Raw genomic sequence first — 18,744 nt, 5'->3', positions numbered from 1 at the left:
AGGCGGTCGGCGGCCGCCCCGGCCCAGCGGACCAGGCGGCCCTCGAGCGGTCCCAGGTCCCAGGCGCGCCCCAGGCCCACCACCGCGCGGACCTCCGGCGGGACGATCGCCACCGCCGCCCGGATCAGCGCCCCCTGCAGGCCGCGCAGCAGGGCCGGCAGGATCGCCGTCTCGCGCATCAGCGCCAGGAACTCGAAGACGATCTCCGAGCGCTCCAGCCCCGGCAGCATGTCCGCCAGTTGCGCCTCCCACTGCGCCACCGAAGCCGGCGCGCCGGTCGCCCCGTACAGGGCCGCCGCCGGCCCCGCCTCGGCGTAGAACCGGTCGCGGTCGGCGGCGCTCAGCGGGGCCGCATAGGCGTGGTAGGCCTCCAGGAAACCGAAGCTGGCGGTGGCCTGCACCCAGTCCAGCAGCGCGACGTCGTTGGCCCGGTAGGCCGCGCCGGCCGGAGTGTGGCCGGTGACCTGGTCGTGCAGCCGCCGCACCCCGGCGATCATCGTCTGGGCCGCCGAGCGCGCGCCATAGACCGTGACCATCGCCGCCAGGCCGGTGCGCTTGAGGCGCGGCAGCGGGTCGCGGCGAAAGCTGCTGTGCTCCCAGACGCCGGTCCGCACCCGCGGCTCGGCCAGCTCCAGGATCACCGCCGTCACCCCGCCGACGAACAGCGACACCGGGTTCTTGAACACCCGCCACGACACCGAGTCCGGCGCGGCCAGGGCCGGCTCGCCGGCCGGAACGCGGAAATCGAAGTGGCGACCGTCCGGCTGGATCAGGCTTTGGACGAGATGGGGGACCAGCCCCGTCAGGCCGCCGCCGCCGTCCGTCACCTCAGTTCACCCGGCGGGTCATCCCCGCCCAATAGGGGTCGCGCAGTTCGCGGCGCAGGATCTTGCCCGAGGCGTTGCGCGGCAGGGCCTCGACGAAGTCGATGGTCTTGGGGGCCTTGAAGGCGGCGATGCGGGTGCGGGCGAAGGCGATGATGTCGGCCGGGTCGACCGGCGCGCCCGGCTTCAGCGCCACCACCGCCTTGACCGCCTCGCCCCAGGTGTCGTCGGGCACGCCGATCACCGCCACCTCGGCGACATGCGGATGGCCGTAGACGGCGCTCTCGACCTCGGCCGGATAGATGTTCTCGCCGCCGCTGATGATCATGTCCTTCACCCGGTCGTGGATGAACAGATAGCCGTCGGCGTCGAGGTAGCCGGCGTCGCCGGTACGCAGCCAGCCGTCCTCGGCGATGGTTTCGGCCGTGGCCTCGGGCAGCTTCCAGTAGCCGGCCATGTTGGCGGGTGAGCGGATCGCCACCTCGCCGACCTCGCCGGCCGGCAGGCTCTCGCCGTCCGGGCCCAGCACCTTCAGCTCGACGCCGGGCATCGGCAGGCCGGCCGAACGCATGCGGGCGTTGCCGGCCGGGTCGTGGTCCTGGGGTGGCAGATAGACCACGGTGCCGGTGGTCTCGGTCATGCCGTACTGCTGGACGAAGCCGCAGCCGAACACCTCCAGGCACTCGCGCAGCAGGTCCAGCGGGATCGGCGCGGCCCCGTAGAGGATGTAGGTCAGGCGGCTGTAGTCGACCTGGCGGGCGCGCGGCAGGCGCACGACGATCTGCAGGGCGGCCGGCACCATGAACATCTTGGACACCCGGTCGCGTTCGATGAAGTCCAGCACCCGGGTCGGGTCGAACTCGCGGGCCACCACGCCCTTGGCGCCGTTGACCAGCCCGACCACGCCCCAGCCCGTGCCGCCGATATGGGCCACCGGCATGGCCACCAGGCTGACGTCGTCGGGGCCCCAGCGGTTCCAGTCCAGGTCGGCCACGGCGGCCAGCCGGCGCGGGGCCAGGATGTTGTTGTGGGTCAGCATCGCGCCCTTGGGCCGGCCGGTGGTGCCCGAGGTGTAGAGCTGGATGGCGATGTCGGCGCTGGTGACCCGGACGTCCGGCGTGACGCACGGCGACGCGTCGCGCCAGGCGACGAATTCCGGGTGGCCGTACTCGTTGTCCTCCATGGCGATCAGCCTGGGCTGGTCGAGGATCAGTTCGGCCACGTCGCGGACATGGGCGATCAGCTCGGGGCCGACGAACACCATGCGGGCCTCGGCGTCGCCCAGGATGTAGGCGATCTCGCGCGGGGCCAGGCGCCAGCCGATCGGGGCCAGCACCACCCCGGCCTTGGCCGCGCCGAACAGCAGCTCGAAATAGTGGTCGCTGTTCTTGCCGACATAGGCGATGCGGTCGCCCGCGATCAGGCCCTCGGCCAACAGGGCGTTGGCGACCTGGTCGGTGTGGCGGTCGAAGTCGGCGAAGCTGGTCTGGCGTCCCTCGAACACCAGGGCGGTCGCCTCGGGCCGCGCCGCGTGGTGGTAGCGGGCGACGTCGCCCAGGGTCGTCATGCGATCGAAATCGACGGCGGGTCCGGACATGCTGACGCCTCTCCTCGCGCGGGGGTCGAGACGATCTTGGCGCCGCCTTCGGTTCACTGACCCCAGGATGATGGCCATTTCCGGTGCGGGGCCAGCGGAAAACACGGTTTGGGGGCGGATGCGGGGCGGGATCTCCCATGGTTGTCATCCCGGCCGAAGCGAAGCGTAGAGCCGGGACCCAGGGGCGGTCGCACCGCATTGGCCCAGTCCCCTGGGTCCCGGACAGCCTCTGCGAGGCTTCCGGGATGACAACCGTGGGAGGGCTTGACGCCCCCCGCGGCCCCCCGCCAAGCCTAACCGCTTGACCCGGCGCGGCGGCCATTCTCTGTTGGCGCGGTCCACGCAAGGGTGAGCGCGTCCGGTTGGCGGAAGACATGGTCCAAACCGCTCCCACCGCAAAGGCTGGGCCGCCGCAAGCCGCCACCGTGCGACGGCGCCTGCTGCTGATGGCCCTGAGCCTGGTGCTCCCGGCCATGATCTTCATGGCCCTGCTGGCGCGCGCCGAGTTCAGCGAAAGCCGCGCCCGCTACGAACAGCAGCTGGTCGTCACCACCCGCGCCCTGGCCCTGGCCACCGACCGCCAGATCGGCCAGGGACAGAGCATCCTGCAGACCCTGGCCGTGTCGCCCGCCCTGATCTCCGGCGACATCCCCGCCTTCGAGCGCCAGGCCCGGGCGGCCGTGCAGGGCGGCGACGGCTGGATCGTGCTGCTCGACCGCCGGGGACAGGTGGTCAACACCCGGCTGCCGCCCGGCGCGCCGACGCCGCGAAGCCCGCTGCCGTCGAGCCGCTGGGAGGCGGTGCGCTCGGGCCGCACCACGGTTTCCAACCTCACCTTCGGCACGACGGGCGGCCAGCCGATCGTCGCCATCGACATGCCGGTCATCGTCGACGGCGAACTGCACGACCTGGCCTATATCCAGACGCCCAAGGCCTTCGCCTCGCTGTTCGCCGCTCAGAACGTGCCGTCGAGCTGGACGGCCAGCATCATCGACCGCGACTTCTCGCTGGTGGCGCGGTCGCGCGACCAGGACCGCTTCCTGGGCCGCAAGGCCAGCATCGACATGCGCGAGGCCATGACCCGCAGCAACGAGGGGGTGGTGGTGAGCCAGACCCTGGACGGCACCCCCACCCTGTCGGCCTTCAGCCGTTCGCCGACCAGCGGCTGGGCGTTCATCGTCGGCGTGCCGCGGGCCGAGCTGAACCGGGCCAACTGGATGTCGGTCGGCCTCCTGACCCTGGCCAGCGTCGTGCTGCTGGCCATCGGCGCGGCCGTGGCCCTGGTGTTCTCGCGCGACATCTCGGTCGCCGTGCGCGGCCTGGCGATCGACGCCCGGGCGGTGGTGGCCGGCGAGGAGATCGCCCCGACGCCCGGCGGCCTGAGCGAGATCGCCGAGGTGCGGGCCGCCCTGCACGACGCCGCCGCCCAGCTGCGGGCCCGCGAGGCCGAGGAGGAGCGGGCCCACCAGCGCCAGCAGCTGATGATCAACGAGCTGAACCACCGGGTGAAGAACACCCTGTCCACCGTGCAGTCCCTGGCCCGCCAGAGCCTGGGACGCCCGACCGACACGCCCGGCCTGCCGGCTTTCAACGAGCGGCTGATGGCCCTGGCCCGGGCCCACGACCTGCTGACCCAGAGCGTCTGGCAGGGCGCCGAGATGCAGGCCATCCTGCGCCAGACGCTGGAGCCCTATATCGACCGGACCGTCCTGGCCGGGCCGCCGATCGCCCTGTCGCCCAACGCCGCCCTGGCCCTGTCGATGGTGTTCCACGAGCTGGCGACCAACGCGCTCAAATACGGGGCCCTGTCGACATCGGAAGGCACGGTGGCCGTGGTCTGGCACGCCGACCCCACCGCCCTGCACCGCGTCACCCTGCACTGGGAGGAGCGCGGCGGCCCGACCGTCGCCTCGCCCAGCCGCGCGGGCTTCGGCTCGCGCCTGATCGCCGCCAGCCTGAAGTCCGACCTCGGCGGCCAGGCGCGCTTCGACTACCGCCCGTCGGGCCTGGTCTGCGTGCTGACCCTGTCGCTGCCGGGGGCTTCGGAGAAGGACGGGCCGCGCACCGACGCGGGACCTTCGTAAGGCGCCGGCGCCTAGGCAGCCGGGCTGCGCTTCTTCAACTCAAAAATTCCGTCATCCCCCGCTTTATGCGGGGGACCCAAGCGGCGCTGGACATGGCGTCGGACTCGGCTTGGGTCCCCCGAACAAGTCGGGGGATGACGAATGGGGGTGGGCGCAAACGACAAATCAACTGCGCGACGGCGCCCCCCTAGTAAGTCGTTTCTGAATTAGCCCAAGACCTAGGCAATTGCGGTTCGGCGACCATCGATCGATTGCGCCTCGCCTCGCGATGGTCTTACCTGCGTCGCTCACCCTTGGGGGCCAGAGCCTATGACGACACCCGACACCCTGATGCTGCCGGCCCGGCCAGAGCCGCTGGCCCTGCCGGTCGACAAGACCGCGGTGATCGTCATCGACATGCAGAACGCCTACGCCTCCCCCGGCGGCTATCTCGACCTGGCCGGCTTCGACATCAGCGGCGCGGCCGCGGTGATCGACAAGATCGCCGGCGTGCTGGACGTGGCGCGCGGCGCGGGCATGCCGGTGATCTATTTCCAGAACGGCTGGGACGCCGACTATGTCGAGGCCGGCGGCCCCGGCTCGCCCAACTGGCACAAGTCCAACGCCCTGAAGACCATGCGCGCCCGGCCCGAGCTGCAGGGCAAGCTGCTGGCCCGGGGCGGCTGGGACTACGAGCTGGTCGACGCCCTGAAGCCCCAGCCGGGCGACATCCAGCTGCACAAGACCCGCTACAGCGGCTTCTTCAATTCCCAGCTCGACAGCGTGCTGCGCTCGCGCGGCATCCGCCACCTGGTGTTCGTCGGCATCGCCACCAATGTCTGCGTGGAGTCGACGCTGCGCGACGGCTTCTTCCTGGAATATTTCGGCACGGTGCTGGAGGACGCCACCCACCAGGCGGGTCCCGACTTCGTGCAGAAGGCGGCGCTCTACAACATCGAGACCTTCTTCGGCTGGGTGTCGACCACCGCCGACTTCAAGGGGGCGGTGGGGCAGATCGCGCCCAGCTGACCCCCTCAGTCGCTCCGCGACAGCTCCCCCAAAGGGGGAGCAGCTTGCGCCGCGATAATCCTCCCCCTCAGGGGGAGGTGGCCCAGAGGGCCGGAGGGGGTCTGCGGCGGTAGACGAAATCAGAACAGAAGAAGGAAACACCATGCCCAAGACCGTCATCACCCCGCCCGGGACCGGCGTCCCGATCGCCCCGTTCTCGCCCGGAACCCTGGCCGACGGCGTGGTCTACGTCTCGGGCACCCTGGCCTTCGACAAGGACAACAACGTCGCCCATGTCGGCGACGCCTCGGCCCAGACCCGGCAGGTGCTGGAGACCATCAAGGGCGTCATCGAGACGGCCGGCGGGACGATGGAGGATGTGACCATGAACCACATCTTCCTCAAGGACTGGGCCGACTACGCCGCCATCAACAAGGTCTATGCCGAGTACTTCCCGGGCGAGAAGCCGGCCCGGTTCTGCATCCAGTGCGGCCTGGTCCGTCCCGACTTCCTGGTCGAGATCGCCACCATCGCCCACATCGGCAAGTAGATGAATTCCGGGACCGTCGACGGCCTGCATTACGAGGTCCATGGCGGGCCGGCCGCCGATCGCGAGACGGTGATCCTGTCGGCCGGGCTGGGCGGTTCCGGAGCCTTCTGGGCCCCGCAGATGGACGCCCTGCTCGCGCGCTTCCGGGTGGTGCTCTACGACCATCGCGGCACGGGGCGCAGCGTCCGGACCCTGACCCAGCCGCACACCGTGGCGGCGATGGGCGACGACATCGTCAAGGTCCTGGACGCCCTGGGCCTGGACCGCGCCCACGTGGTCGGCCACGCGGCCGGCGGCAACGCCGGCCTGGCCATGGCGCTGGATCATCCCGGCCGCATCGGCAAGCTGGTGGTGGTCAACGGCTGGTCGCGGCCCGACCCGCACATCCAGCGCTGTTTCGACACTCGCCTGGCCCTGCTGAACGACACCGGCGTCGCGGCCTATGTCCACGCCCAGCCGCTGTTCCTCTATCCGGCCGACTGGATCAGCGCCCACCACGCCCGGCTGGAGGCCGAGGAGCCGCACCACATCGCCGGCTTCCCGCCGCTCGACGTCATGCGAGCCCGCATCCAGGCCCTGCTGGCCTTCGACATCGACGCCGACCTGCCGCGCATCGCCTGCCCGGTGCTGGTCAGCGCCAGCGCCGACGACATGCTGGTGCCGCTGGCCTGCTCGCGCCGCCTGGCCGAGCGGCTACCCAACGCCACGCTGGAGATCGCGCCCTGGGGCGGCCACGGCTTCACGGTGACGGCGCCCGAGGCGTTCAATGCCAGCGTCGTGAACTTTCTGGGGGGAGCGTGACGCGCTCCCGCCGCCCCACCCAATCCGTCATCCCCCGACTTGTTCGGGGGACCCAAGCCACGCCCGCCAAGCCCGCTTGGGTCCCCCGCATAAAGCGGGGGATGACGAGCTTTAGAAATCAGACTTAGTCGGAGGGACTAATTCCATGGAAATCGGCGTCTTCATTCCGATCGGCAACAACGGCTGGCTGATCTCCGAGGCGGCTCCGCAGTACATGCCGAGCTTCGAGCTCAACAAGGAGATCGTCCAGAAGGCCGAGAAATACGGCTTCGACTTCGCCCTCTCGATGATCAAGCTGCGCGGGTTCGGCGGCAAGACCCAGTTCTGGGAGCATAATCTCGAGAGCTTCACCCTGATGGCCGGCCTGGCGGCCGTGACCAGCAAGATCAAGATCTTCGCCACCGCCGCCACCCTGACCATCCCGCCGGCCATCGTGGCGCGCATGGCCTCGACCATCGACTCCATCGCCCCCGGCCGCTTCGGGATCAACCTGGTCACCGGCTGGCAGAAGGCCGAGTACGACCAGATGGGCCTGTGGCCGGGCGAGGGCCACTATACCGACCGCTACAACTACCTGGCCGAATACGCGACCGTGCTGCGCGAGCTGCTCGACACCGGGGTGTCGGACTTCAAGGGCCAGTACTTCCAGATGACCGACTGCCGGGTCAGCCCGCACCCCAAGGAGACCAAGCTGATCTGCGCCGGCTCGTCCAACGAGGGCCTGGCCTTCACGGCCCAGCACGCCGACTACAGCTTCGCCCTTGGGAAGGGGACCAACACCCCCACCGCCTTCGGCTCGGTCAACGACCGCCTGAAGGCCGCCGCCGACAAGACCGGCCGCGACGTGGCCTCCTACATCCTGTTCATGGTCATCGCCGACGAGACCGACGAGAAGGCGATGGCCAAGTGGCAGGCCTATCGCGCCGGCGCCGACCAGGAGGCCCTGGCCTGGCTGACCAACCAGGCCGCCCCCAACGCCGCGGCGGGCTCGACCACCAACACCGCCCAGCTGGCCGCCCCGGAATCGGCGGTGAACCTCAACATGGGCACCCTGGTGGGGTCGTATGAGAGCGTGGCCCGGATGCTGGACGAGGTGGCCGCCGTCGAGGGCACGGCCGGGGTGCTGCTGGTGTTCGACGACTTCGTGGCGGGGGTGGAGAACTTCGGCGCGAGGATTCAGCCGCTGATGGCGTCGCGGGCGGGGGTCTAGGGGGCGAACACTTGCCCCCACCTGACCGCTTCGCGGTCTGTCCGCCCCCATAGGGGGCGGAGTTCTTCCCCCTATGGGGGAGGAGCGCCGAAGGCGCGGAGGGGGCAAGTGTTCGCCCGCTCCGCGCGCCCCAATCAATCCGCCGCCAGCATGCCGATCAGCTGCAGCCGGAACACCATCACGCTGCCCGGCGGGATCGGGCCGGCGGCGCGGTCGCCGTAGCCCAGCGAAGCCGGCAGGTAGAGCGTCCACTCGTCGCCGACATGCATCATCGGCAGGGCCTCCATCCAGCCCGGCACCAGGCCGTCGGCCGGCATGATCGCCGCCTGGCCGCGTTCGAACGAGCTGTCGAACACCGTGCCGTCCAGCAGCTTGCCCTCGTAATGGACCTTGATGATGTCGCCGACCTTGGGCGACGGCCCGGTCTTGGGACCGGACGTGACCACCTTGTACTGCAGGCCCGAGGCGGTGGTGACCACGCCCGGCGCCTTGGCGTTCTTGGCCAGGAAGGCCTGGCCCTCGGCCAGGGTCTTGGCCGGGTCGACGGCGGCCGACAATTGCGGAGGCGGCGTCACCTCCTGGGCCAGGACGGGGCTCGACAACAGGCAAAGGCCCAGGACCAGACCAGCGATACGGTTCATCGGAGACTCACGCTACCTTGAGGAGAGGAAACAGCCATTGCTCCGTTAACCTGAAAGCCAAGCCTGAAGCCTAGGTTGTTTTCCACGGAACCTCGGCGGCTTCAAGACCGCCGGGTCGTCGAAAGGGAGGAGACCATGGCCGGCCATCCTGGCCCGTCGCTCGGCCTGCCGCACTGGTGGCAGCGCCACCCCTGGATTGGCCTCTATGGCGGGTGGTTCGTGATCGGCGCCCTGGCGCTGGGCGTCGCGCGGTTCTGGGCGATGGAGCACCTGTAGGGGACGGTCCCCAAACGAAAAGAGCCGGCGACGTTTCCGCCGCCGGCCCCCTAGCTCGTCCGGCGACCAGGCCTATTTGCGCGCCGCCAGGATGTCGTCGAGGCGCGCGGGCGTGCCTTCGATGCGCTCCAGGCGCGGATAGCGCGCGCCGCCGGTGTAGTCGATCTTCACCGTGCGATAGCGGTCGCCGTCCTTGATCAGCAGTTCGACCGGCGCGGCGCCGGCCTTGGCCGTGGCCTTGACCGCGTCCTTCAGCAGGTCGTCGGAATAGGCCACGCCGTTGACGGCGACCAGGGTCTCGCCGGCCGTCAGGCCCGCCTTGAAGGCCGGGGTGTCCCAGTTGACCGCCGACAGCACGCCGGCCGCGCCGACCGTGATCCCCAGCGAGTAGCTGAGGTTGATGGTCTTGCCGCGCGTCTCCGAGCCCTTGAAGTACTCGGTGGGGGTGTCGGTATAGACCAGCTTGTAGCCGCCGCGGGTCAGGCCATCCAGCGGCGCGCGGGCCGACAGGCCCTCGATGCGGGTCTTCAGGAAGGTGGCCCAGTCGTTGGCCACCACGCCGTTCAGCGTCTGGACCACGGTGTCGAAGTCGTAGGTCAGCGGCACGTAGGAGCCGTTGTCGACGCCGAAGAACGCCTTGGCGAAGTCGTCCAGCGACTTCTTGCCGCCGGTCTTCTCGCGGATCAGGGTGTCGGCGTCCAGCCAGACCAGCTGGCCTTCCGAATAGTAGTCCTCGCTGCGCTGCCAGCTGGTCCACGAGGCCGGCTTGCGGTTGGCGATGATCGGGTCGTTGGTGGTGTCCAGCACGTTGCGCCAGTTGCGGCCGGCCCGGGTGTCGTAGAGGGCGGCGGTGGCGGCGATGGCGTCCAGGGTCTGCTGCTTGGTCATCAGCCCCGAGCGCGACGACAGCACATAGCCCCAGTACTGGGTCTGGCCTTCGTAGACCCACATCAGGCTGTCGCGCATCGGCTCGTTCAGGGTCGGGGTGTAGAGGTCCGAGCCGCGACGGAACTTGCCGTTCCACGAGTGGGTGAATTCGTGGGGCAGCAGGTCGCGGCCGGCGAAGTTCTTGTCCCATTCGGTGAAGTACTTGGGCGCGACGCGGTTCTCGCTGGAGCGATGGTGCTCCAGGCCGATGCCGCCGAGGGTGTCCGACAGCGCCATCAGGAAGTCGTAGTGGTCGTAGTGGTGCGCGCCGTAGAGCTTGTAGGCCTGCTGGACCAGGTTCTTGTGGGCCTGCAGCTGCTCGGGCTTGAACTCCAGATATTCCGGCTTGTCGGCCACCATGTTCAGGCGCACCGGCGCGGGGCCGCCCGGATCCAGCTCGACCTGCTTGTAGTAGCGGCCGGCGAACATCGGCGAGTCGACCAGGGTCTCGAAGGTGGTCGGCTTGAAGGTCGTGACCTGGCCGGCGGTCCCGGCCTTCTCCAGGGCGGTGCCGAAGCCCCAGCCTTCCGGCAACTTGACGCTGGGCTCGATCTGGATGCCGCGCATGTAGTAGCCGGCCGGGTAGAAGCCCAGCTGCAGCCACTGCACGTTCAGCATGTCGGGCGTCACCAGCACGCGGCCGACGTCCGGCTTCACCGGGGTCAGGAACTGGTAGCTGAGCTGGACCTCGGTGGCGCCGGCCGGCACGTCGAAGTGGAAGGCGTGGACGGCGACCGGGTCGCGGGTCCAGGGCAGGGTCTGGCCGTTGGCGGTGACGACCAGACCAGCAAGCTTGTCCAGGTCATTGCGCGGCGAGTGGCCGCCGGGCACCCACTGCGGATAGAGGATGGTCATCGGGCCGGGCTTGGCCACCGGGATCGTCTCGCGCACCTGGAAGATCTTGCGGTCCAGGTCGGTGGCGTCGACCGACAGCTTCAGCAGGCCCGGATAGGGGACGTCCTTGGCGGCTTCGATGGCCGGGGTCGGCGGGGCCTGCACGGGGACGCGGTCTTGCGCGAACGCGCCGCCGAGGTTGAAGGACAGGGCGACGACGGAGGCGGTAAAGAACAGCGTTTTCAAGAAACGACCCCAATGCGACGTGCGGGCATGCTCCCGCGACGAAAAGGAGGGGAACTTCTCCTCTAAAGCCGTGCTTGTCGAGGTCATCCGTCGCGGAGAGGGATGGGTTGATCGCATTTCGCGCAGCTTGCCGGTCCATCGGCTTTCAGCGCGGGCCGCGTCCTCTATCGATAGCGCCGGGTCGGCGCGAAACTGGCCGCTCGGCTTGCTCCTCCGGGTCGCCGCCGCCGGGAGCGATTTGCGCTTTCTTACAATTCGCGCCGGGGGCGCGCCGATAGCCTGATCCCAGTCAATCAAGACAAGGAAGCAGGGCCATGAACCGGCGCGAATTTGGCAAGAACATCCTCGCGGCGAGCCTCCTGAGCGGCCTTGTCACCCAACCCGCACGATCGAAGGAAAGCCACACCATGGAACAGCCGACGCCCTTCAAGATCGCCTTTTCGGACACGCAACTGGCCGATCTGAAATCGCGCCTTCAGCACACGCGCTGGCCCGACGAGCCCGCCGACGCGGCTTGGACGTTCGGAACCAATCTCGGCTACATGAAGTCGCTGACCGACTACTGGCTGAACCAGTACGACTGGCGCAAGGCCGAGGCGCGGCTGAACGCAATGCCCAACTACAAGGTCAGGATCGACCAGGTCGACCTGCACTTCGTCCACAAGCCCTCGAAGAAGAAGGACGCCCCCGCGCTGCTTCTGCTGCATGGCTGGCCGGACAGCTTCTATCGCTATCACAAGGTCATCGACGCGCTGGCCGAGGACTTCCACGTCGTCGTGCCGTCCATCCCCGGCACGGGCTTTTCGGGTCGGACGGCGCTGCCGGCGGACCAGACCGCCGACATCTTCGTCGAGCTGATGGGCAAGGTGCTGGGGCACGAGCGCTTCATCGTGGCGGGCGGCGATCTGGGTGGAGTCATCGCCATGTCGCTGACGCAGCGCCATCCCGACAAGCTGCTGGGCGTCCACCTCACCGACGTCGGCTATCCCGACCAGACCACCGACTTCACCGTCCTCAGCGGCCCCGAGCAGGCCTATGCCGGCGCCATCCAGCAATGGTTCTTCGCCCACGGCGCCTTCAACCTGGTGCAGGCGACGAAGCCGCAAAGCCTGGCCTTCGCCATGAACGACTCGCCGGTCGGGCTGGCCGCCTGGATCATGAGCTTCATGGCCGGCATGGGGGTCGGCGACGAGGCGGACGCACGGTTCGGCCGCGACGACCTTCTGACCAACATCATGATCTACTGGCTGACGGAGACGGTCGCGTCGTCCTTCCGCCTCTACAATCAGAACGCCATGAGCGCGCCGACGATCAAGGGTCGGAACACCAAGGTTCCGGTCGCGGTGGCGACCGAGGCGCCGATCCCCGGCGGAGTGCGCCTGCCCCGCGAATGGGCGAACCGGCAGACCGCCGGCAATGTCGTGCAGTTCCACGACATGGAAAAGGCGGGCCACTTCGCGGCCTGGGAAGACCCCGATTTCTACACCCAGGACATCAAGGCCTTCGCCGCCTTGCTGACCAGGTAGGACGAAGGTTCACATCACGACCGCCGAGCGCGACCTCGCTCGGCGGTCAGATCTTGTGAACCGCGTCGAGATTCGAGGGCAGAGCGCCCATGATCTTCTTGATGGATTTGATCATGTGCGGCTGGTCCGTATAGCCCAGATCGACCGCCACCCCGGCCGGAACTTCGCCGGCCTTCAGCCGTCGCACGGCTTCCTGCGCGCGGCGGATCATCTGAAAACTCTTCTGGGTGATTCCCGTGGTCTGCTTGAAATGCTGCTGCACCGAGCGCGAGGAGGCGGCCTTCGGGGTCTCGCTGAAGGCCCTGGCGACCAAGTCGTTGGAGAGCAGCAGGCCGGCCGCGATCATGGCGTCGACCAGCGGTTCGACGTTCTCGAAGGTCGGCAACGGCAGGTCCACGCCGTCCAGCACGAACATCTCGTCCCGCACCGGCAGGATTCGGATCTCGGGGCCGACCCGCGGCTCCCTGTCCCACGCGAGATAGACATGGGCGGAGAAGGAGATGACGACCGAGCTCTCCCCGTCCTTGTACGGCACCTCGACGGGCTCGGTGGCCTGGCCACTCAGAAACACCATGGATCCGCCGTCCGGCGCGATGCTGCGGATCAAGTCCCACGAGCCGTCGGGCGTCGCCGAATACAGCCCGTCACTGAGGCAAACCGACTGCCAAACCGTGTCGATCCAGAGGTGCGAGGATCGCCGGCTCGTGTGTCTTTGGACCATGGTCGTCGACCTGCTGCGGCTTGAAACAACTCATCGTGCTTCAGTTCCGGCGTCGATGGAATCCACTAACGCCAGCGGCCGGGGACATGCTCTCACTCCAGAGCCTCAGCCGCACGCGTACAGTGCTTGCCGTGAGTGCGTGTCCCCGACTTCCGCCCTAGGCCGCCGGCCGCACCGGGCGCCGTGCTTCCAGCGCCCGCACCGCGCCCAGCAGGCGGGCCGGCGAGATCGGCTTTTCGAGGCGGGCGTCGCCGCGCTCGTCGTCGCGCAGCAGGTGTTCGTCGCGGCCCGAGGCCAGCAGCACGGCCGTCCGCCGGCCCCGGCGACCGCGCACGGCCCGGATCAGGTCGCCGCCGTTCATCCGCGGCATCGTGAAGTCGGTGATCAGCAGGTCAGGATCGAAGGCGTCCAGGGCGTCCAGCGCCTGCTGGCCGTCCCGGCAGACCAGCACGTCGAAACCGGCCTCGCGCAGGGTGATTTCATGGATATGCGCCAGGAGGATATCATCCTCCGCGACCAGTATTTTCCGCAACGGCGCGCCCCCGACATGCTTAACAAGTGGTGAACGGATTTAGCCTTCTCGGGCGAGGCTCGTCGCCGTGCGCTATCGTCGCAGGCCATGCCCTGCCAATCCCTTAATCGCCCAGAGGCGGGCCCGGGCGGGCGATGCGCCTGGCGTCGCGAGGCTTGCTCTTGCAAGTCGTTCTCAAGTGTGGGCATGAAGCTGCGCCCTTGCCTCGCGCCGCCCCGGATTCCGTGAAGACCGCTCCCGACCCGCATCGCCGTTCGTTCTGGCTCAAGCAGCTGCACCAGTGGCACTGGATCAGCGCCGCGCTGAGCCTGGTCGGCATGCTGCTGTTCGCGGTCACCGGCTTCACCCTCAACCACGCCGGCCAGATCGAGGCCAAGCCCCAGGTGGTCAGCCGCAAGGCGGCCCTGCCCGCCGACCTGCTGGCCCTGCTGGCCAAGGGCCCGGCCGAGGGCAAGCATCCGCTGCCGATCCGGGTCGAGACCTGGCTGGACCGGGCCGTCGACGCCGACATCGCCCGCCGCGAGGGCGAGTGGTCCGACGCCGAGGTCTATGTCGCCCTGGCCCGCCCCGGCGGCGACGCCTGGATCAGCATCGACCGCGAGACCGGGGCCGTCGAGCACGAGAAGACCACGCGCGGCGCGGTTTCCTTGCTCAACGACCTGCACAAGGGCCGCAACGCCGGCAAGGCCTGGGGCTGGTTCATCGACATCTTCGCCGGGGCCTGCGCGATCTTCGCGGTCACCGGCCTGATCCTGCTGCAGTTCCACGCCCGCGCCCGGCCGCTGACCTGGCCGCTGGTGGCCGGCGGGCTGGTGATCCCGCTGCTGCTCGTCATCCTGTTCGTCCACCTGTGAGGCGCCCCGCCATGAAGCGTTCCCTGACCCTGCTGACCTTTGCCGGCGCCGCCGTCGCCACGCCGACCATGGCCGCCGACCTCGCCGTCACCGTCGAGGTGCCGCGCCTGACCGTGGCCGAGTACCACAAGCCCTATGTGGCCATCTGGGTGGAGGCCCCCGACGCCTCGGCCGCCGCCACCCTGGCCGTCTGGTACGACGCCGACTCCAAGGAGGACAAAGGCACCAAGTGGCTGAAGGACATGCGCCAGTGGTGGCGCAAGGCCGGCCGTTCGATGAGCTTCCCCGCCGACGGGATCAGCGGCGCGACCCGCGCCCCCGGTCCGCAGAAGCTGGTGTTCAGCGGCGCCAAGGGCCCGCTCTCCAAGCTCGCGCCCGGCCAGTACACCCTGGTGGCCGAGGCGGCCCGCGAGGTCGGCGGCCACGAGGCCGTCCGCGTCCCCTTCATCTGGGGTAAGCCCGGCAAGCCCGCCACCGCCAAGGGGACGGCCGAACTGGGCGCCGTCACCGTCGCCGTCAAATAGAGAGAAACGCCATGACCTTCCGCAAGCGCCTTCTCGCCGTCGCCGCCGCCGGCCTCGCCGGGACCCTGGCCCTGGCCCTGCCGCTCGCCGCCAACGCCCACCGCGCCTGGATGGTGCCGTCGTTCACCGTGCTGTCGGGCGACGTCTGGGTGACGGTCGACGCGGCCATTTCCAACGAGCTGTTCTACGCCGACCACAACCCGATGCGGCTGGACGGCGTGGTGGTCTACGCGCCGGACGGTTCGGTCGACCGGACGCAGAACGCCCTGACCGGCAAGTACCGCTCGACCTTCGACGTCCAGCTGTCCAAGCCCGGCACCTGGAAGATCGCCTCGGTCACCAGCAGCGTCACGGCCAGCTGGACACAGGACGGCCAGGTCAAGCGCTTCCGCGGGTCGGCCGACGACTTCGCCAAGCAGGTCCCGGCCGGCGCCGCCGACCTGAAGACCATCAAGGGTTCCAACCGCAACGAGACCTTCGTCACCCGCGACGCCCCGACCGACACGGTGCTGAAGCCGACCGGCAAGGGCCTGGAGCTGGTCCCGGTGACCCACCCCAACGACCTGGTGGCCGGCGAGGCCGCGACCTTCAGGTTCCTGCTCGACGGCCAGCCGGCCGCCGACCTGGAGGTGACCCTGGCTCCCGGCAATTCGCGCTACCGCGCCACGCCCGGTGACTTCAAGGTCAAGACCGGGCCCGACGGGACGTTCAAGGTCACCTTCCCGGAAGCGGGCATGTACTGGCTGAACGCCACGGTGCGCTCGGGCGAGACCGGCCGGGGCCCGGGCGGCGGCGGCATGGGCGGCATGCCCGGCATGGGCGCTCCTGGCGCGCCACCGGCGGCCCCCGTCGCGCTGGCCGGGAACGGCATGAGCGCCAGCTACACCGCCACGCTCGAAGCGCTGCGGCCTTAGACGGCTAACGCCAACGCACCCCACGGTCGTCATCCCCCGCTTCATGCGGGGGACCCAAGCCGAGCCGGCCCAGCCCACCCTGGAAACGCCGCTTGGGTCCCCCGAACAAGTCGGGGGATGACGACGGTGGAGGGAGCTGGAACCTCTGAATGACCCGCGTCCTCGTCCCCCAACTGGCCCAGCCCCCCGCCCGCCCGATCGGCGGCGCGGTGCTGGCGCTCGCCGGCCAGACCATGGGCACGACCTGGTCGGTCAAGCTGGTCGCCCCGCCCACCGCCAGCGCCGACGCCCTGACGGCCATGGCCCAGCGTGCGCTGGACGGCGTGGTGCGCGAGATGAGCCCCTGGGAGCCCCTCTCCGACCTCAGCCGCTACAACCGGTCCGCCGCCGGCACCTGGACCGCCCTGCCCCCGGCCTTCGCCCAGGTGCTGCGCTGCGCCGTCGAGATCGCCGACCAGACCGGCGGGGCCTTCGACCCGACCCTGGGCGCCCTGGTCGACCTGTGGGGCTTTGGCCCCCGCCCGTTCTCCGGCGCGCCGCCCCAGGCCGCCGACGTCGCCCGGGTTCGCGAGGCCGCCGGCTGGCGCCGCCTGGTGCTCGACGGCGACGCCCTGTTCCAGCCCGGCGGCCTGCGCCTGGACCTCAACGGGATCGCCAAGGGCTTCGCGGTCGACCAGGTGGTCGCCGCGCTCGACCGGGCCGGGGCGCGCGCCTACCTCGTCGAGGTCGGCGGCGAGCTGCGCGGGACCGGCGCCAAGCCCGACGGCCAGCCCTGGTGGGTCGAGCTGGAGCGGCCGCCGGTGGCCAACGAGGGCCTGCGCACCGTGGTCGCCCTGCACGGCCTGGCCGTCGCCACCTCGGGCGACTACCGCCGGTTCTTCGAGCACGACGGCCGCCGCTACGCCCACACCCTGGACCCGGCCACCGCCGCCCCCAGCGCCAGCGGCGCGGTCAGCGTCACCGTGCTGCACGAGAGCTGCATGCGGGCCGACGCCTACGCCACCGCCCTGACGGTGATGGCCCCCGACGCCGCCCTGGCCTTCGCCGCCCGGCGCGGCCTGGCCGCCCTGATCCTCGCGGCGGGTCCGCGCGGCCTGGAGGAGCGGCTGTCGCCGGCCCTGGCGGCGATGCTCGACGCATGAGCCTGTTCGAGATCTTGGCGCCCGAAACCCGCCGCCTGGCGGTCGCCGGCCTGGTGGTCGGCGTCTATCTGCTGTTCTGCCTGGTCATCGTCCTGCGCGAGGCTGGCCGCCGCCGCGTCGTCCTCCGCGCGGCCCAGGCCCTGGCGGCCGGGACCGGCGCGCCGATCCTGGTGGCCCACGCCAGCCAGACCGGCTTCGCCGAGGAGCTGGCCACGGCCACCGCCAGGCTGCTGGGCGACGGCGGCGCGCGGGTCACGCTGAAGAGCCTGGCCGAGGTCACCGCCGCCGACCTCGCGAGGGCCGGCCGGGCGCTGTTCGTGGTCAGCACCACCGGCGAGGGCGACGCCCCCGACACCGCCCGCCGCTTCATCCGAGACGTGATGGGCGCGACCCCGCATCTGGACGGCCTGAGCTTCGGCGTCCTGGCCCTGGGCGACAGCGAATATGCCCGGTTCTGCGCCTTCGGCCGGACGCTCGACGCCTGGCTGACCCACCACGGGGCCGCGCCGCTGTTCGACCGGGTCGAGGTCGACGACGGCGACGACGCCGCCCTGCGCCACTGGCAGGGTCAGGTCGGCCTGCTGGCCGGCGTCACCGACGCCCCCGACTGGACCCGCCCGCGCTACGGCCGCTGGCGGCTGGCCGAGCGGCGGCGGCTGAACCCCGGCAGCCCCGGCGACGCGGCGTTCCACATCCGGCTGGAGCCGCTGGACGGCGCGGCGGCCTGGGCGGCCGGCGACATCCTGGAGGTCGGGCCGCGCAACGATCCGGCCGAGGTCGCGTTGCTGCTGGCGCGCCAGGGCCTGAACCCCGCCGCCCCGGTGGTCGCCGACGAAGCCGCGACCCTGGCCGAGGTGCTGTCCTGGCGACGCCTGCCCCCGGACGGCGCGCCCGCCGCCTCGGCCCAGGCCCTGGTCGACGCCCTGCCGCCCCTGCCGCACCGCGAATATTCGATCGCCTCGCTGCCGGCCGATGGCGGGGTCGAGCTGCTGGTGCGGGCGATGCGGCGGGCCGACGGCCGGCCAGGCCTCGGCTCGGGCTGGCTGACCGCCCACGCCACGCCGGACGGCGAGATCGCCGCGCGGGTGCGGACCAACCGCGGCTTCCACGGCCCGGCCGACGACCGGCCGCTGATCCTGGTCGGCAACGGCACCGGCCTGGCCGGCCTGCGGGCGCATCTCAAGGCCCGCGCCGCCCTCGGCCACCACCGCAACTGGCTGGTGTTCGGCGAGCGCGCCCAGGCCCACGACTACTTCCACCAGGGCGAGATCGAAGCCTGGCGGGCCAGCGGCGTACTGGAGCGCCTGGACCTGGCCTTCTCCCGCGACCAGGCCCGCAAGGTCTATGTCCAGCACCGCCTGATCCAGGCCGCCGACACCCTGCGCGCCTGGGTCGCCGACGGCGCGGCGATCTATGTCTGCGGCTCGCTGGAGGGCATGTCGGGCGACGTGCACGCGGCGCTGGTGTCGGTGCTGGGCGCCGAGGCGGTGGAACGGCTGGCCGACGAGGGGCGGTATCGGCGGGACGTGTACTGAGGGTCGCGCGCGACGCCGG

Annotated in this window: 18 protein-coding genes; 12 read left to right on the top strand and 6 right to left on the bottom strand. The window is 70.3% G+C overall.

Features of this window, described 5'->3' with window-relative positions; translation table 11 throughout:
* Together PMI01_RS17275 and PMI01_RS17270 are read right to left on the bottom strand one after the other, a co-directional pair.
* Nucleotides 1-827 (bottom strand): oxygenase MpaB family protein (locus PMI01_RS17275; protein ID WP_007671729.1); only part of this gene is annotated, 827 nt, incomplete at its 3' end.
* A 1-nt stretch (nucleotide 828) separates the two neighbouring features.
* A complete protein-coding gene (locus PMI01_RS17270) occupies nucleotides 829-2,421 on the bottom strand; it encodes a fatty acid--CoA ligase (protein WP_007671725.1) in 1,593 nt (530 codons plus the stop codon).
* A gap of 374 nt (nucleotides 2,422-2,795) precedes the next feature.
* Here PMI01_RS17270 and PMI01_RS17265 point away from each other — a divergent pair, with 374 nt between their 5' ends.
* The 5 genes from PMI01_RS17265 to rutA all read left to right on the top strand — a co-directional run bounded on the left by PMI01_RS17265 (nucleotide 2,796) and on the right by rutA (nucleotide 8,053).
* Nucleotides 2,796-4,505, top strand: a complete 1,710-nt coding sequence (locus tag PMI01_RS17265; protein ID WP_007671723.1) for a sensor histidine kinase — start codon at nucleotides 2,796-2,798, stop codon at nucleotides 4,503-4,505.
* A 309-nt stretch (nucleotides 4,506-4,814) separates the two neighbouring features.
* Nucleotides 4,815-5,513 carry a pyrimidine utilization protein B gene (gene rutB / locus PMI01_RS17260; protein ID WP_007671721.1) on the top strand — a complete coding sequence of 233 codons (699 nt, stop codon included), beginning with the start codon at nucleotides 4,815-4,817 and terminating at the stop codon, nucleotides 5,511-5,513.
* Between the two features lie 142 nt (nucleotides 5,514-5,655).
* A complete protein-coding gene (rutC, locus tag PMI01_RS17255; protein WP_007671719.1) occupies nucleotides 5,656-6,042 on the top strand; it encodes a pyrimidine utilization protein C in 387 nt (128 codons plus the stop codon).
* The gene (rutD, locus tag PMI01_RS17250) at nucleotides 6,043-6,843 is read left to right on the top strand and encodes a pyrimidine utilization protein D (RefSeq protein WP_007671717.1); all 801 of its coding nucleotides are present in this window, start codon (nucleotides 6,043-6,045) and stop codon (nucleotides 6,841-6,843) included.
* Nucleotides 6,844-6,988: 145 nt separating this feature from the next.
* Nucleotides 6,989-8,053 carry a pyrimidine utilization protein A gene (gene rutA / locus PMI01_RS17245; protein WP_007671715.1) on the top strand — a complete coding sequence of 355 codons (1,065 nt, stop codon included), beginning with the start codon at nucleotides 6,989-6,991 and terminating at the stop codon, nucleotides 8,051-8,053.
* Nucleotides 8,054-8,187: 134 nt separating this feature from the next.
* Here the strand turns inward: rutA and PMI01_RS17240 are convergent, their stop codons facing one another.
* Nucleotides 8,188-8,694 carry an FKBP-type peptidyl-prolyl cis-trans isomerase gene (locus PMI01_RS17240; RefSeq protein ID WP_007671712.1) on the bottom strand — a complete coding sequence of 169 codons (507 nt, stop codon included), beginning with the start codon at nucleotides 8,692-8,694 and terminating at the stop codon, nucleotides 8,188-8,190.
* A gap of 135 nt (nucleotides 8,695-8,829) precedes the next feature.
* Between PMI01_RS17240 and PMI01_RS27195 the strand changes: the two genes are divergently transcribed.
* On the top strand, nucleotides 8,830-8,970 hold the full coding sequence (locus PMI01_RS27195; protein WP_007671711.1) for a hypothetical protein: 141 nt from the start codon (nucleotides 8,830-8,832) through the stop codon (nucleotides 8,968-8,970).
* Between the two features lie 72 nt (nucleotides 8,971-9,042).
* Here the strand turns inward: PMI01_RS27195 and PMI01_RS17235 are convergent, their stop codons facing one another.
* Entirely contained in the window at nucleotides 9,043-10,977 is a 1,935-nt protein-coding gene (locus PMI01_RS17235) for a M61 family metallopeptidase (protein WP_035036863.1), read from the bottom strand.
* Between the two features lie 407 nt (nucleotides 10,978-11,384).
* Here PMI01_RS17235 and PMI01_RS17230 point away from each other — a divergent pair, with 407 nt between their 5' ends.
* Complete coding sequence (locus PMI01_RS17230) at nucleotides 11,385-12,503, top strand: epoxide hydrolase family protein (protein ID WP_238537078.1); 1,119 nt, start codon at nucleotides 11,385-11,387, stop codon at nucleotides 12,501-12,503.
* Nucleotides 12,504-12,549: 46 nt separating this feature from the next.
* Here the strand turns inward: PMI01_RS17230 and PMI01_RS17225 are convergent, their stop codons facing one another.
* Together PMI01_RS17225 and PMI01_RS17220 are read right to left on the bottom strand one after the other, a co-directional pair.
* Entirely contained in the window at nucleotides 12,550-13,077 is a 528-nt protein-coding gene (locus PMI01_RS17225; protein WP_238537077.1) for a helix-turn-helix domain-containing protein, read from the bottom strand.
* A gap of 304 nt (nucleotides 13,078-13,381) precedes the next feature.
* Complete coding sequence (locus PMI01_RS17220) at nucleotides 13,382-13,756, bottom strand: response regulator (RefSeq protein ID WP_007671697.1); 375 nt, start codon at nucleotides 13,754-13,756, stop codon at nucleotides 13,382-13,384.
* 224 nt (nucleotides 13,757-13,980) lie between these two features.
* Here PMI01_RS17220 and PMI01_RS17215 point away from each other — a divergent pair, with 224 nt between their 5' ends.
* The 5 genes from PMI01_RS17215 (at nucleotide 13,981) to PMI01_RS17195 (ending at nucleotide 18,725) form a co-directional block, all read left to right on the top strand.
* Nucleotides 13,981-14,610 (top strand): PepSY-associated TM helix domain-containing protein, encoded by a 630-nt coding sequence (locus PMI01_RS17215; protein WP_035036860.1) that lies wholly within the window; start codon nucleotides 13,981-13,983, stop codon nucleotides 14,608-14,610.
* An 11-nt stretch (nucleotides 14,611-14,621) separates the two neighbouring features.
* Nucleotides 14,622-15,134 (top strand): DUF2271 domain-containing protein, encoded by a 513-nt coding sequence (locus tag PMI01_RS17210; RefSeq protein WP_007671693.1) that lies wholly within the window; start codon nucleotides 14,622-14,624, stop codon nucleotides 15,132-15,134.
* A gap of 11 nt (nucleotides 15,135-15,145) precedes the next feature.
* Nucleotides 15,146-16,048 carry a DUF4198 domain-containing protein gene (locus tag PMI01_RS17205; RefSeq protein ID WP_007671690.1) on the top strand — a complete coding sequence of 301 codons (903 nt, stop codon included), beginning with the start codon at nucleotides 15,146-15,148 and terminating at the stop codon, nucleotides 16,046-16,048.
* 149 nt (nucleotides 16,049-16,197) lie between these two features.
* Nucleotides 16,198-17,190: an FAD:protein FMN transferase gene (locus PMI01_RS17200; protein ID WP_007671687.1), complete on the top strand. Its 993-nt coding sequence runs from the start codon at nucleotides 16,198-16,200 to the stop codon at nucleotides 17,188-17,190.
* Nucleotides 17,187-18,725, top strand: coding sequence for a flavodoxin domain-containing protein (locus PMI01_RS17195; RefSeq protein ID WP_007671686.1), 1,539 nt, complete (start codon nucleotides 17,187-17,189; stop codon nucleotides 18,723-18,725). The genes PMI01_RS17200 and PMI01_RS17195 overlap by 4 nt, the downstream gene beginning before the upstream one ends.
* Nucleotides 18,726-18,744: the final 19 nt, after the last annotated feature.

Source organism: Caulobacter sp. AP07 (genome assembly GCF_000281955.1).
Lineage (GTDB): Bacteria > Pseudomonadota > Alphaproteobacteria > Caulobacterales > Caulobacteraceae > Caulobacter.
The sequence above is the reverse complement of the archived record's forward strand: the minus strand, read 5'-3'. Positions and strand labels throughout refer to the sequence as shown.

Bases quoted from the DNA above. Each gene is read 5' to 3' on its own strand.
- PMI01_RS17200 (WP_007671687.1), top strand. From the start codon at position 16,198: ATGACCCGCGTCCTCGTCCCCCAACTGGCCCAGCCCCCCGCCCGCCCG.
- rutB (WP_007671721.1), top strand. From the start codon at position 4,815: ATGACGACACCCGACACCCTGATGCTGCCGGCCCGGCCAGAGCCGCTG.
- PMI01_RS17265 (WP_007671723.1), top strand. From the start codon at position 2,796: ATGGTCCAAACCGCTCCCACCGCAAAGGCTGGGCCGCCGCAAGCCGCC.
- rutA (WP_007671715.1), top strand. From the start codon at position 6,989: ATGGAAATCGGCGTCTTCATTCCGATCGGCAACAACGGCTGGCTGATC.
- PMI01_RS17230 (WP_238537078.1), top strand. From the start codon at position 11,385: ATGGAACAGCCGACGCCCTTCAAGATCGCCTTTTCGGACACGCAACTG.
- PMI01_RS17210 (WP_007671693.1), top strand. From the start codon at position 14,622: ATGAAGCGTTCCCTGACCCTGCTGACCTTTGCCGGCGCCGCCGTCGCC.
- rutD (WP_007671717.1), top strand. From the start codon at position 6,043: ATGAATTCCGGGACCGTCGACGGCCTGCATTACGAGGTCCATGGCGGG.
- PMI01_RS17195 (WP_007671686.1), top strand. From the start codon at position 17,187: ATGAGCCTGTTCGAGATCTTGGCGCCCGAAACCCGCCGCCTGGCGGTC.
- PMI01_RS17240 (WP_007671712.1), bottom strand. From the start codon at position 8,694: ATGAACCGTATCGCTGGTCTGGTCCTGGGCCTTTGCCTGTTGTCGAGC.
- PMI01_RS17225 (WP_238537077.1), bottom strand. From the start codon at position 13,077: ATGGTGTTTCTGAGTGGCCAGGCCACCGAGCCCGTCGAGGTGCCGTAC.
- PMI01_RS17205 (WP_007671690.1), top strand. From the start codon at position 15,146: ATGACCTTCCGCAAGCGCCTTCTCGCCGTCGCCGCCGCCGGCCTCGCC.
- PMI01_RS27195 (WP_007671711.1), top strand. From the start codon at position 8,830: ATGGCCGGCCATCCTGGCCCGTCGCTCGGCCTGCCGCACTGGTGGCAG.
- PMI01_RS17270 (WP_007671725.1), bottom strand. From the start codon at position 2,421: ATGTCCGGACCCGCCGTCGATTTCGATCGCATGACGACCCTGGGCGAC.
- rutC (WP_007671719.1), top strand. From the start codon at position 5,656: ATGCCCAAGACCGTCATCACCCCGCCCGGGACCGGCGTCCCGATCGCC.